Source organism: Chryseobacterium sp. T20, assembly GCF_047345655.1.
GTDB lineage: Bacteria > Bacteroidota > Bacteroidia > Flavobacteriales > Weeksellaceae > Chryseobacterium.
In genome coordinates this window covers 83701-96617 of record NZ_JBLFDU010000001.1, presented here as the reverse complement: position 1 = coordinate 96617, position 12917 = coordinate 83701, and the positions used below count along the sequence as shown (strand labels likewise).

General features: G+C 32.5%; 12 protein-coding genes and 2 pseudogenes. 10 read left to right on the top strand and 4 right to left on the bottom strand.

Annotated features, from left to right (window positions below):
• Window positions 1-114 precede the first annotated feature (114 nt).
• The 7 genes and pseudogenes from ACMA47_RS00400 (at window position 115) to ACMA47_RS00370 (ending at window position 4847) form a co-directional block, all read left to right on the top strand.
• Window positions 115-594, top strand: coding sequence for a cyclophilin-like fold protein (locus tag ACMA47_RS00400; RefSeq protein ID WP_413928197.1), 480 nt, complete (start codon window positions 115-117; stop codon window positions 592-594).
• A gap of 43 nt (window positions 595-637) precedes the next feature.
• Window positions 638-1411 (top strand): SDR family NAD(P)-dependent oxidoreductase, encoded by a 774-nt coding sequence (locus ACMA47_RS00395; RefSeq protein WP_413928196.1) that lies wholly within the window; start codon window positions 638-640, stop codon window positions 1409-1411.
• A 35-nt stretch (window positions 1412-1446) separates the two neighbouring features.
• Window positions 1447-2217, top strand: coding sequence for an SDR family NAD(P)-dependent oxidoreductase (locus ACMA47_RS00390; protein ID WP_413928195.1), 771 nt, complete (start codon window positions 1447-1449; stop codon window positions 2215-2217).
• A 195-nt stretch (window positions 2218-2412) separates the two neighbouring features.
• Entirely contained in the window at window positions 2413-3048 is a 636-nt protein-coding gene (locus ACMA47_RS00385) for an NAD(P)H-binding protein (protein ID WP_413928194.1), read from the top strand.
• 90 nt (window positions 3049-3138) lie between these two features.
• Window positions 3139-3498, top strand: a pseudogene (locus tag ACMA47_RS00380) (NAD(P)H-binding protein); the annotation flags it as partial.
• Between the two features lie 21 nt (window positions 3499-3519).
• Window positions 3520-4032 (top strand): annotated as a pseudogene (locus tag ACMA47_RS00375) (NAD(P)H-dependent oxidoreductase); the annotation flags it as partial.
• Between the two features lie 197 nt (window positions 4033-4229).
• Entirely contained in the window at window positions 4230-4847 is a 618-nt protein-coding gene (locus ACMA47_RS00370; RefSeq protein ID WP_413928193.1) for a flavodoxin family protein, read from the top strand.
• Between the two features lie 311 nt (window positions 4848-5158).
• Here ACMA47_RS00370 and ACMA47_RS00365 read toward each other — a convergent pair whose 3' ends face one another.
• Together ACMA47_RS00365 and ACMA47_RS00360 are read right to left on the bottom strand one after the other, a co-directional pair.
• On the bottom strand, window positions 5159-6871 hold the full coding sequence (locus tag ACMA47_RS00365) for a hypothetical protein (RefSeq protein ID WP_413928192.1): 1713 nt from the start codon (window positions 6869-6871) through the stop codon (window positions 5159-5161).
• On the bottom strand, window positions 6864-8798 hold the full coding sequence (locus ACMA47_RS00360) for a hypothetical protein (RefSeq protein WP_413928191.1): 1935 nt from the start codon (window positions 8796-8798) through the stop codon (window positions 6864-6866). The genes ACMA47_RS00365 and ACMA47_RS00360 overlap by 8 nt, the downstream gene beginning before the upstream one ends.
• Window positions 8799-9096: 298 nt before the next feature.
• On the opposite strand from ACMA47_RS00360, the gene ACMA47_RS00355 reads away from it, so the two are divergent.
• The 3 genes from ACMA47_RS00355 to ACMA47_RS00345 are packed head-to-tail and all read left to right on the top strand — an operon-like array spanning window position 9097 to window position 10731.
• A complete protein-coding gene (locus ACMA47_RS00355) occupies window positions 9097-10227 on the top strand; it encodes a recombinase family protein (protein WP_413928190.1) in 1131 nt (376 codons plus the stop codon).
• Window positions 10228-10265: 38 nt separating this feature from the next.
• The gene (locus ACMA47_RS00350; RefSeq protein WP_413928189.1) at window positions 10266-10586 is read left to right on the top strand and encodes a hypothetical protein; all 321 of its coding nucleotides are present in this window, start codon (window positions 10266-10268) and stop codon (window positions 10584-10586) included.
• On the top strand, window positions 10573-10731 hold the full coding sequence (locus ACMA47_RS00345) for a PTS sugar transporter subunit IIBC (RefSeq protein ID WP_413928188.1): 159 nt from the start codon (window positions 10573-10575) through the stop codon (window positions 10729-10731). Before ACMA47_RS00350 ends, ACMA47_RS00345 begins: the two co-directional genes overlap by 14 nt.
• Window positions 10732-11332: 601 nt before the next feature.
• Here ACMA47_RS00345 and ACMA47_RS00340 read toward each other — a convergent pair.
• Both ACMA47_RS00340 and ACMA47_RS00335 read right to left on the bottom strand, forming a co-directional pair.
• Window positions 11333-11980: a hypothetical protein gene (locus ACMA47_RS00340; RefSeq protein ID WP_413928187.1), complete on the bottom strand. Its 648-nt coding sequence runs from the start codon at window positions 11978-11980 to the stop codon at window positions 11333-11335.
• Between the two features lie 173 nt (window positions 11981-12153).
• The gene (locus ACMA47_RS00335) at window positions 12154-12663 is read right to left on the bottom strand and encodes a restriction endonuclease (RefSeq protein ID WP_413928186.1); all 510 of its coding nucleotides are present in this window, start codon (window positions 12661-12663) and stop codon (window positions 12154-12156) included.
• Window positions 12664-12917: the final 254 nt, after the last annotated feature.

Sequence of the window (12917 nt, the reverse complement as noted above, 5' to 3'; positions counted from 1 at the left end):
AAGAATAAGTTCCACACTTAGGCAGGTGACTATTTATACTTATAACTAAAAGTAACTTCCAGCCTCTCTCTTCCATCTTCCAGTCCAAATTAATCAAAATAAAAGAATACTGATATGAACAAATTTTTTTCTGTAATCCCAATTGTTGTAGTAACTGCAATCATTTCATGTAGCAATACCACAACAGAGAACAAAGGAATCTTAAAACCGGAGCTGTCACAGCTTGCCAAAAAAGAAGCCCCTGTCATAAAGATTAGTGTGGATGGTAAATCTTATGTATTTACGCTGGAAAACAATAAAACAACAGAAGAACTGCTGAAAACATTACCGTTTGAAGGTTCCGCTGGCATTTATCATGATAATCATTATTATCTGCCTACAACAAAAGCAATTACGACCAATGGTTTAAAACCTGTCAAGGAGGCTAAAAAAGGACATCTTGTATATTCCGCAGAATATAAGGGGTTAGGGATATTCTTTGCAGATGGAACTTTTGCTGATAATGAGCTGTTTTATATCGGGAAAACGGAAGATGATGTATCTGCAATGAGTAGCAATAAGACGGCAACCATTAAAGTAGAGTTGCTGAAATAGAGTTCAGAATAAATAAAAACCAATTAAAATATTCAATATCAAAATGAAATTATTATTAGAAAATAAAACGGCAATTGTTACCGGAGCAAGCAAAGGAATAGGTTTGGCTACGGCACAGTTGTTTGCACAAGAAGGAGCCAATGTAATCCTTACAGCACGTAATGAAAATGAATTAAACGAGGCTGTAAAAGGTATCACTGATCTGGGTGGAAATGCGATTGGCATTCTGGCAGATTCAGGTGATCCGAAAGCACCAAAAGAAGTGTTTTCAAAAGCCATTGAAAAGTACGGACAAGTAGACATATTGGTCAACAATGCCGGATATGGTGATATGGTAGCTATTGATGAATGCACCGATGAGCATTTCGAGATGGTAGCACAGATTAATTATTTTGGAGTATTCCGTTTCTGTAGAGAGGCAGTACAGCATTTTATGCTAAGAAATGAAGGCGTGATTGTCAATGTAACATCCATCAACGGGTCTCTTCCTGTAGGAGGAGTCGCTTATACCTCTACAAAAGGAGCGGTAAATATGATGTCTAAAAATATAGCAATCCGTTTCTCTGGAACAGGTATCCGTTGTAATGCTGTAGCTCCCGGAAATACAGAAACACCTATGGCAAAGGCCTGGGCAGCCGGTGAACTTTCAGGAGGTATGAAAATGGTGGAGTTCGCTGCAAAATATGCCGATCAGGAATTACCTTATACCCAGCCGATAGATCAGGCGAATGCAATCCTGTATTTTGCTAGTGACTTAAGTAAAGCAGTAACAGGACTTGTTCTTGTAGTAGACAACGGAGCCTACATGGGAGCTTAACCTAAGTAGTATTCTAATGTAAAAATGAAATAAAAATGAAATTATTACTGGAAAATAAAACAGCTGTCATTACAGGAGGAAGCAGTGGGATAGGGTTAGCAACCGCAAAACTATTCGCTCAGGAAGGAGCTAATTTAGTATTGACAAGCATCAACAAAGAAGAACTTGATAAAGTAGTGGGTGAGATAACAGGAGCAGGAGGGAAGGCAATCGGATTGGTGGCTGATTCAGCAGATCCAAAAGCACCTAAAGAAGTTTTCACGAAGGCAATAGAAACCTTTGGACAGGTAGATATATTGGTCAATAATGCCGGATATGGCGATATGTATTCCATTGAAGAAACCACCGATGAGCATTTCGAAATGGTAGCCCAGATCAATTACTTTGGGATTTTCAGGTATTGCCGTGAAGCAGTGCAGCATTTTATGCCAAGAAATGAAGGAGTGATTGTTAATGTAACATCCGTTAACGGTTCACTTCCTGTTTGTGGAGTAGCTTATACTTCTACCAAAGGAGCCGTTAATATCATGACAAAAAATATAGCGATTCGTTTTTCTGGAACAGGAATCCGTTGTAATGCAGTGGCTCCCGGTCATACAGACACTCCTATGGCAAGAGCATGGGCGGCAGGAGATTTAGCAGGAGGAGATAAAATGTTGAAGTATAACTCTCTGTACGTAAATACCGAAGTGCCGCCAACACAGCCTGAAGATCAGGCCAACGCAATTTTATATCTGGCAAGTGATATGAGTAAAGCGGTAACCGGAAGGGTTCTTACGGTAGATAATGGGGCCTATATGTATTAAGTATTTTATTTTAAATATGATTTAAGTTGATGGTAAGAATCTCTTCACGCTGTGGAGGGGTTTTTACTTTTTTATGAAGGAACAGTTGCAAGGATTGATAAGATAAAAAACCGTAAAAAGTATCCTTAATTAGGTAATCTGTTTCCCATTGACGGTAAAGACATAGCGTAAATTTGTAGTATAAAATTGAAAACAATGGCAACAAAAGTTTTAGTGCTGGGTGCAAGTGGAGCAATTGCACAGCACGTTATAGAAGATCTTAAAGATGATGAAAATATTGCACTTACTCTGTTTGCAAGAAATATCAATGGTCTGCAAGAACAGGCTCCCAATGCTGTAATTATTAAAGGAGATGTATTGAACAAGGAAGATTTACAGAAAGCTGTAAAAGGGCAGGATATCGTTTATGCCAATCTTATAGGCCAGGTAGATAAAATGGCCGGTGAAATTGTGAAAACAATGGAAGCAGAAAAAGTTCAACGGTTAATCTTCATTACCTCTCTTGGGATCTATCATGAAATTCCCGGAAAATTCGGACAGTGGAATGACAGGATGATTGGCTCAGACCTGGTGCGTTACCGTCATGCAGCAGATATTATTGAAGGATCGGCTTTAAATTATACGGTAATTCGTCCATCATGGCTTACCGATAAAAATGAAACAGATTTTGAGACTACCCAGAAGGGAGAGCCTTTTACCGGTACAGAAGTATCCCGTAAGGCAGTGGCAGCATATATTGTTAGCCTTCTGAAAAATCAGGAAAAAGATAATCATGCCAGTGTTGGAGTTCAAAAACCAGGATCACAAGGCGATAAACCATCTTTCTATTAAAATTAAAATATCAATAAAAAATGACAAAGAAAATTATAATTATTGGTGCTAACGGAAGAATTTCTAAGCACTTAATCGACTAATGTAAAACGATTAATCTTCACAACTTCCCTGGGAATCTACAAAGAAATTCCTGGCAAGTTCGGAGAATGGAATGAGGCAATCATTGGTCAGGATCTCGTTCGCTATAGAGAAGCTGCTGATATCATTGAAGCTTCAGACCTTGATTATACCGTTGTACGCCCAAGCTGGTTAACGGATAATGATGAGGTAGATTTTGAAACAACGCAGAAAGGAGAACCATTTATCGGAACAGAAGTTTCCAGAAAAGCGGTTGCTGTTTACATCAGAGATATTATTGAGTCAGGAAAAGACGTAAAAGCAAGTGTAGGGGTGAATAAACCGGGAGTGTATGGTGATAAACCATCTTTTATCGATTTCAATATTTAACATGTAAGAAAAAAAGAAAAAATGAGCAATCAAAAAACAGTGCTTTTAGTCAATACCCATTTAACTTACCCCAACTGGTCTGAAGGAGGATTGAATAGAGCATTTCAGGATAAAGCAAAAGAGTTTTTTATTTCCAATGGCTATCAGGTACTAGAAACATACATTGAAAATGGCTATGATCCTACTGAAGAAGTTGAAAAACATCTTGCCGCTGAGATCGTTATTCTACAAACCCCTGTCAATTGGTTTGGGGCACCATGGATCTATAAGAAATATGTAGATGAAGTATTCAATGCAGGTTTGTTTTCAAAGAAATTTCAGGAAGCAGACGGCAGAAGCGAAGAAGATCCAGGCAAACAATATGGTACAGGAGGAAAAATGTATGGCAAAAAATTTATGGTGTCTGCAACATGGAACGCTCCGAGGGAAGCATTTGGTAATCCGGATCAGGTTTTAATGCAGGGAAAGACGACTGCTGATTTATTCTTAAACCTAACCAGTTCCTACCGTTTTGTAGGCTACGAAATTATGCCGGATTATGGGACATTTGATATTTTCAGAGATCAGAAAATAGAATCCGATCTGGAAAACTATCCGGAATATCTGGCAGAAACATTTCAGATTGCTGAGGTAATTGTATAAGTGTTTTTTTGAAAGGCCTGTGATATTTTGCAGGTCTTTTTTTCAGTAATAAAGGAAAGTAATGGATGAAAAAACAAAATCTAAAAAAAATGTTTTGGATAGCTTTAGGAGCCATCATCACAGGTGTTTTTATATTTTCCATAACCATTGTGAGCATTGACAGCTACCAATATCACCGAAATAAAAATATCATTAAGTCGCTGAGCCAAAATGGAGATCATCATAAGCATCTGGTTGTCTTCTTTTCACGTTCAGGAAACACAGAATTAATGGCCCGAAAGATTGCTGAAATAAAGCATGCAGCAGTAATACCTATCCAATCAGACAGAGATCATATCGGATTCACCGGATGGATTGAAGCATTACAGGACGCAAGAAATACAGCCTCTGAGATTACTCCTGGTAAAATTGATCTGCTGAAATATGACACCATCTACATCGGTTCTCCAATCTGGTTGTACAGCCCGGCTCCTCAAATTTTTGAATTTGCCCGTAACAACAACTTTACAGGCAAGAAAGTCATTCTCTTCAACTCCATGAACAGTAAATTTGAACAGAAATATATTGATGATTTTAAAGCAATTATTGAAAAGAATGGGGGTGCCTTTGTAAAACACATCTATATCATCCGTGGGAGAATGACGCAACAAGTGGATGTGGAAGAATTTTTAAAGAAAACTATGGGAGTAGTGCAGTCGATAGACTAAATATACCAAATTATAGTATGTCGGAAATTAATTCCATCATTGTTAATAATAACTGGAATAGTCCTAACTCTAATTTTTCAGTTGTTAATTTATTGTAACTGTCATATTACATATTTATTTTTCTTGCTTCTTCTTGGGTGGTAAGTGAAGGTGTATTTCCGGGAGTTTTTTATTATCACGTTGGCGTCTATGAGGTTCTCCTGTCGACTTTGAAATCTCTTAGGTCTTGTTTTTAAAGCGATAAGTTTTAAATTTGTTGGTCTATCAAATTTAATGAAAAATAAACTGAAATATAGTATATAATAAAAAAGCTATATCTTTTTTATCAAAGCTCTCCATTCCTCTGGTAAAATTTCATTTTTAAAATAACTATGTGCAAGATATCTGATACAAGATAGCCCCAATAAGTCCGTATTGTATTGCTGAGGTGATTCTACTTTTTCTAAAACAGTACTTTTAAATTCACTTAGTATGCCACTGTTTTTTAAAAATTCTAAATCATCTTTAACCCTGTCAATTGTTTCTACAAAATACTCATTGTGTAAATTTCTTTCAAATAAAAGTTTTTCGACCGTATGTTTTGTCGGGTCAATTGATACAATCTGTAAACTGAGGTTTTCATCTATAAAGGATAGTATTTGTTTAAATAGATATTCAGAATTAAAAATGATGCTAAACTCCAGCATGATTGCTAGTAAGACAGAGGATTTATCACTATAGTTTTCTGGTTTTATATTCGTAGAGTAAAACTCGACAACTGAGTCAATATTATTGTAGAGTTCTGGTAATCTATTGTGTCTAATCTTTTCAATTCTTATATTTGAAATAACCTGATCACAGTAATTATATAAGAAATTAACATCCTTTTGTCTCAATGTTTTTTTATCACTAAAAAATAGAAACAATTGGACTATAGGTATTGAATGGTTATCAAAAATTGGTCTATTGAAACCACTATTATTTTCTACCAATTCTATGATTAAGTCTTTTTGTTTGTTTTTAATCTTCTCTATATTTTTCGATTCATATACGGTGTTTCTTAATCTACAATAATAAATGATGTCATCCAAATACTCAAAACATCTTATTGGATAACCAATTTTCTCATAAAATCCACCCATTTCGGAAAATAACCCATTTTCAATCTTTGCTGCTAGAAAGGTTTTTTGGAAATATTTTCCTAAAATTAAAGTTTGGTTCTTAAGGAGTTTTCTAAATTCAAGGACAACTGCTTTTTTGGATTGTAAATTATTCTCTAAAATCCAATGCCAAGTTTTCAAAATTAAAAATTTAGAACATTCTTTTGCTGGTAATAAGTAGTTGTTTTCACTACTATAATGATATATTAGTGAGTTTAATAGATTTAATGTAGCAAATAACTTCCTGAAAGCTCTGCTTCTAATGCTTTCAAATCTTTTGAACTGTATATTTACCAGTTCTTTAAATTCTAAAAATTCATTGTCAGGAGCATCTAAGAATGCTAAGGTTTTTTTCAATAATCTAGCGCTGTCGCTGTCGGAAAGTAGATATTCGTTGAATAAATATTTTCCAAATAATTCGGTTAAATAGTAAATATCCCAACGTTCAAATTCTCCTTCCTTAAATTCTCGTGTAATTAGACCTTCAAAGGTGTTCCGGATGTTTGTTTTCAAAACTCCATTATGAACAATAACAATCTTTACGGGTAGCTGATTAAAATCTGAAATACTCGAATCCTTGAAAATGGTGTCTTTAGCTTCCATTATTGATTCTCTAATACCGTCAGTCTTGAAGTATGTAGCTTGGGTGATATCTCTATCAGCATGTCCTTTTAGTTCGAAATACCATTTGTGATCAATTCCATTCTTGTCTTTGCCCACTGCAATGATATCTTTACCATATTGCGATTGTCCCTTTGATTCTTTAGCTGTTTGTATGATTCTAAATCCCATTACGTTGAGTAGTAAGGGAAACAAATAATCTAATTCTGAATCTTCCTTTAAGGATGCTAAATATTCCTGTACTATAATGGCATTACTATTCATTTTCAAGTGTTTTTATTATCTGTGCAAAATCCTCATCTGACCAATCTTTTTTTCGATATAACCCTTTTTCTATTTCATATTTATTATAATTAATGAAATAACTTCTTGGCATTGTAAAACTGGAACCAAAAGTACTGAGTTCGGAGATAGGCTGGTCTGCTCCCATTCTGAAGCCTCCACCTTTTGCAAGTTGTATAGTATTTCCTCCTAAGATTGAGAGAAGACTATCATTTTCAAGATCTTTGTTAATTGATTTCCCCATGCTTTTGTGAAAAGAGTCATTAAAACTCCTGATCAACTTGTAATTCGTATTATAAGGATTGAATTCTTTAATAGAGTTTTTTAATTCAGTATTCTTTTTATGATATTCTGAAATATAAACTTTAATCCTTTCAAGTGTATTTTTATAAAATGGATTTTGTAGATCTAAATTATTTTCTAAAGCCTGTGGTACGTGCCCTCCATAGTCTTCTGATATTTCTTCTAATTTACATATAAAACTTTCCCTGATTAGCTCACTGCTGGAATCTAACAATGGGAGTAGGGGAACAATTCTTTGAGATGGATCATTAAAATCATCGGTTAGAGACATCCAAAGCTTGTATTGTGAAAGCGGAGATAGTTCCAAAATATTTAAAGTAAATATGTATGGAACTCTATCAGAAAGGAAATGGAAGATTTCAACGCCTAAAAAACGTTTACTTGCTGTATTGTTGGTTAAAAGATCAATTAAAAAGCTATCCAGATCAGATTTATCTAAGGTAAATAGGTATGATTGGAAACTTTTTATAAAACTTTTAAATGGCTTTTTATCAGTTATATTAAGAACTACATTTTTAAAAAAGCATATTTTTCTTACATGCCACAAGAAACCATTCAGTAAACGAATATGTTTTTCAATACAAAAATACGGTTGTCTTATAAATTTGATTACAACTTCAATTTTTTGTGGATAGAATTCTTTGACCAGCATCAAATTTACTAAAATGTACTGCGCTGTATTTTCATTATCAATTTCAGGAAGAAATTTTTGAAAACAATATGCATGATATTTTTCTTCATTCGATCTCAATATTGTAAAGACAAGTGCTAACACAGAGGTTTTGTACAAATAGCTTCCAATATACTTTTCTACAATTTGAATGAATATATCACAATCCCTATTTTGTATGTTTGAAATTTTTGATAGCCCAAAAAAGATGACATTTAATTTTAGATCCTTTTCTATTAACTCGTTTAGAATGTCGTTATAAAAAACTATATTTTTACTTTCGTAGAGACCTGTAACAATCGCAGATAAAATATTGTCATTAATGTCTTCTAAATCGACTGATTTTTTTAGAAGCTCTATGCCAAAATCATAATCTGAATAACTTTTCTCTCGAATTCCGCTTAAAATTAGACCTAGATTAAAGTTGTACTCAGTGTCACTTTTAGTAATTTCCACTAGACAAATGGTGTTTGCTAAAATCTGGTCGACCGTCAAATTTAGCTCCGGAAGTAAACTTGAATAAGCCTCAGAGAAGTTATTTATATATTCAGGAATGTTTTCGGAATCAATAGCTTCTAGGAATGTATTGAAGGATTCATTTTGATTTGAATTAGCCTTTCTTATTATGAATTTCCAAACTTCTTTTTCAAAGATCAGAAAATTATGGAAATTTTCAGTGTGATCAAAGTGCTGTAAGATATTGGTGATAAATTCTATGTTTTTTTCAAAAGAGTCATTCATCTGAAAACCATATTTATCTTGATATTTTCCAAAAAGATAAGGAATAAATATCTCATAATTTGATATGGAGAGCAAATTATTTTCCTGCTTAACTATATTCTCTTTTATTAATATGGCATCAAGATCATTAGGGGAAAATTGCAGCTTTTTCTGTTCCAATGCAAAATCAACAAATGTGTTTATAATTTCTTTCATAAAAATAGCCCATCTTTTGATAGATGTTTCGTAATAGTTTGACACCTATCAAATATACGAATTTGCTTATCCAAAGTCTAAAAGTGTTTCCTAATATTATCAGCTGGATTAGCCATTGAATTACTTTTTAATGTTTCTTCTTCTGAAAGAATCAGATTTTTTGTTGAATATAAATTTCTTGTCTTTGCAGATATTTAGAATTTTCAATTAATATCAATATAAAACTAGTAGTGTGTATGATTTCTCATTTTATGTTTTTTAATTATTAATTTGTAAATCAAATAAATACATTAATTATATGAAGTCAGCCTATTTATATGTCCGTGTAAGTACAGACGAACAAAAAAGAAAAGGTTATTCCCTTCCCGAGCAAGAGGATAGATTATTGAAATATTGTAAATATAACAATATCGAAGTCAAAGGAATCTATCGTGAAGACTATTCTGCCAAAAATTTCAACCGACCTGAGTGGAAAGAATTGTTTTCAGAAATTAAAAAGAAATCATCAGGAGAAGATAAAAACATACTATTTATAAAATGGGACAGATTCAGTCGTAACGTTGAATATGCTTACGAAATGATTGGAAAGCTGCGAAAATATAAAACGACAGCAATGGCTATTGATCAGCCAATTGATTTTTCTGTGCCGGAAAGTACAGTTATGCTGGCTGTATATTTAGCCGTTCCGGAAGCGGAAAATACTCGGAGGGCTCAAAATACAGCAAATGGCATTCGTCGAGCAAAGTTGATGGGTAGATATCCTAATAAAGCACCTATTGGATTCATTAATCTGACATTAATGGATGGTAAAAAAACTATTGCTCCCAAAGAACCTGAAGCGGATGTTATAAAATGGTCTTTTCATCAAGTTGCCCAGAACGATCATAAGATTTCTGAAATCATGAAAATAGCTAATGAAAAAGGATTGATATGCTCACGGTCACACTTTTTTAGAATTTTACGGAATCCAGTTTATTGTGGGCTTATATCAGTCAGACTTGAACCCAATGAAGAGCAAATGATAAAAGGTTTGCATGAACCTTTAATATCAGAGTCGTTATTTTACCAGGTTCAGTCTGTTATTAATACAAAAAGAAAAACTACTTCTAAAAAAAATGATTTGAGAGAGCTGTTTTTTCTTAAAGGTTTTTTGACTTGTCCTGTTTGTGATCGAAAACTTAGTGCAAGTATTTCACAAGGTCGATCAAAAAAATATCCATATTATCATTGTCATGATGGATGTAAGACAAGGATAAATGCAGTTTTTCTGAATGAATGTTATCAAAATAAGCTTCAACAGCTGATACTATCAAATAATGCAGTTGAACTATTTAGGAATATTTTGGAAGACCAGAATATAAAGATACAGAAAGCTAGTTATCTATACACCCAAAAATTATTGGAAAGAAAAATAAAAGAGAGGAGTTAACCCTTTCTAGAGGTAGAAAACTATTTATTGCAGGAATATTGAAAATTGATGACTATAATGAATTAAAAAAAGAACATCAAATTAATACTAGAAATCTTAGCAAGGAAATGCGTGATATTGTTCTTAAATTAAAAGCTATCGACAGAAAGAATCAAATAGAGGATAAAGCGCTAGTTGAAATTTTTCAAAAATTTTCCGAGTTTGATACTTCAGACAAAAGATATCTTGTTAATCTTATTCCGCCGGTTGATATTGACTACCAAACAGGAAGTCTTTCTTTAGGGTTGAATCAAGCGTTTTCAAAAATTTTATCAAAGAAAAGTAACCGAAAAAATAATAAGAAAAATGAATTTCATTGATAAAAATGTTTCAATTGAGCAAGCAATTATTCTTTTGGCCAAGAATGGAATTCAGGTAAATGAGAAGGAGGCTAAAACTATATTGGAATTACTATATTTAATATCCAAAAATTACAATAAGCCAAAAAAGAAAGAAATATTATAACCTTAATGGGATTTCAAACCAAGCTTAAATGCCGATGAAATCTCTGATAGAGCACTTTTAGACTGTCAATTTCAGATAGACTCAGGTTTTCATACGGAAAAAATCAAACCATAAAATGTCAGACTGTAAAGGTTTGATATATAGGTTTTTATGCATAAAAAAATAGAGACAACTATAAAATAGTTGTCTCCTTCAGTGACAAGACGAGCGTATCTTCAAACACTTTTATTGATGATTTGGTTCGTTTGAGCCAAATTAAACAGGAATTGGTAATTCCAAATCTAGCATTAAATTTTTTGTAGTTGCAAAGTTTTTTGCAATTATAGTTTTTCATTCACGTAACAAGCAAAATATATATTATTAGTCTATAGTTGGCTTCAATTGTCTTTTTAAAGTTGAATGAAGACTTTAATCAATGAATAATAAGATATTAGTTTTGTTATATTCAAGTATATTGTTGCCATATTTTATGTCTATCATACTTATAGTTCAAGTCTGTTTACTGTTTCATATGACATCAAATTTCTTTAATTTAAAATCGATTTACTTGTATAATATTAGAAATGTATATAATTTTTACAACAATTTCAGTCTTTTTTTCTTAGGTATTTTCTCTTTCAACTATTTTAAATAATGAATTAATATAATCTATCCAGTTTTCTACATTTAAAATCTTATTTAGAGATATATAAGTTAATGCAACAAATCTAATATCACTTTCTTCCACATTTCTTTTGTAGTCGTTATATATGTTTCTAATCCTTTCCATAAGCCAGTCTTCTGTAAATTCTATACTGAATTCATTATTCTTTACGAGATCATTAGCAAATTTCTTCTGTGAAAATTTATCTAAAGTATCTCTTAAAAAGATTGATAGGTAATACTTTTTCAAATCTTCCTTTATACTAATCTTTTCCCAGATTGGTTTAATTATATCTGTTATTTGATTCTCTAAATTCCAGTTAGAATCTTTAAAAGCCTTAATGAATTTTTCGACTAGCTTTTTTTCAATTTCATTTCTTTCATCTTCTGAAATTTGATCATAGTATTTAGAGAATGTATCGGAGAAAAAAGGACGGTGATAAACATTAAAATCTTTAAAAATTAAATGTTGATAATATTCTTTTGAAATAATTTTTAAAGTGTGTTGATCAGGACTAAACTGTCTTAAAAATTTATCAAAATTATCAATAATTGTGTAATCGAAACTAAGACCCTGAAATATGGTGTTATAAGCTTTATAATACATTGAAATAATCTTTTCGAATATTTTATTATTTAAAGCGCTACCATTTTCCTCTATTTTTATTAATAAATCAGCTTCAGAGATTGGTGTATTCCATAAATTGGTTTTAATAAAGGCAATCGAATCCTCACTGCGATTATCAATTTTTTCTACCGAATCTTTCTTCTTTAAGATGTTTAGATATGCTTTAACTGGAAAATGGAGAGTATTATCGTAAGAGCATAGCTAAGGGTATGGGAAATATATTTGCCGATTTCTAAATTATTTTCAGGATCAAATAACAGGTCAACATCTTCCCCGTGTATAACAAGTACCGTTTGTCTTCTTCCTTTATTAAGAGCATTAATAAAATTGTCTGATAATTTTGCCTTTGATATAAAAATACCAAGTGTCCCAAAGAATTTGTTTTCGATTTTTCCAATAAAGGAGAACAATTCTGATGCTGCTAAATTTGAGTCTACCCATTTGCTTTCGATTAAAAATATTCTGCTGTCGATCTCTATGGCGCCATCTATTTGTTCAGACTTGTTATCTGAAGTATGAAATCCTCTCGTAATTAAAATTCCTTCTTCTTGAAATACATTATTGATTAATTCTTCAAAGTCCCTTCCCCGTTGCTGTAAAAGCTGTCTTTCGTTCGGAACTTTTTTTAGCGTATTGAATTGATCTATAAATTCTTGTTTCATCAGATATCAGGTTATTATTTACTAACAAATATAAATATAGTTTTGTGTTGAATCAGTAATTTAAATGGAGAAATTACTTTAACTCATTTTTTTGTAGTAATTCGATTTCGTGTTTGTGAGGGTAAGGATTTTGGTACATCATACTTAAAGCTTCTCGAAGACTTCGTTCCATTTCTTTACACTTCTCTTCATCAATTATGGACAATAAAAGCTAAGTTATATTGTTTTGATAACTATAACCACTGTAAGCATTT

Coding starts and splice junctions, on each gene's coding strand:
- ACMA47_RS00400 (WP_413928197.1), top strand. CDS start 115: ATGAACAAATTTTTTTCTGTAATCCCAATTGTTGTAGTAACTGCAATC.
- ACMA47_RS00395 (WP_413928196.1), top strand. CDS start 638: ATGAAATTATTATTAGAAAATAAAACGGCAATTGTTACCGGAGCAAGC.
- ACMA47_RS00390 (WP_413928195.1), top strand. CDS start 1,447: ATGAAATTATTACTGGAAAATAAAACAGCTGTCATTACAGGAGGAAGC.
- ACMA47_RS00385 (WP_413928194.1), top strand. CDS start 2,413: ATGGCAACAAAAGTTTTAGTGCTGGGTGCAAGTGGAGCAATTGCACAG.
- ACMA47_RS00370 (WP_413928193.1), top strand. CDS start 4,230: ATGTTTTGGATAGCTTTAGGAGCCATCATCACAGGTGTTTTTATATTT.
- ACMA47_RS00365 (WP_413928192.1), bottom strand. CDS start 6,871: ATGAATAGTAATGCCATTATAGTACAGGAATATTTAGCATCCTTAAAG.
- ACMA47_RS00360 (WP_413928191.1), bottom strand. CDS start 8,798: ATGAAAGAAATTATAAACACATTTGTTGATTTTGCATTGGAACAGAAA.
- ACMA47_RS00355 (WP_413928190.1), top strand. CDS start 9,097: ATGAAGTCAGCCTATTTATATGTCCGTGTAAGTACAGACGAACAAAAA.
- ACMA47_RS00345 (WP_413928188.1), top strand. CDS start 10,573: ATGAATTTCATTGATAAAAATGTTTCAATTGAGCAAGCAATTATTCTT.
- ACMA47_RS00340 (WP_413928187.1), bottom strand. CDS start 11,980: ATGTATTATAAAGCTTATAACACCATATTTCAGGGTCTTAGTTTCGAT.
- ACMA47_RS00335 (WP_413928186.1), bottom strand. CDS start 12,663: ATGAAACAAGAATTTATAGATCAATTCAATACGCTAAAAAAAGTTCCG.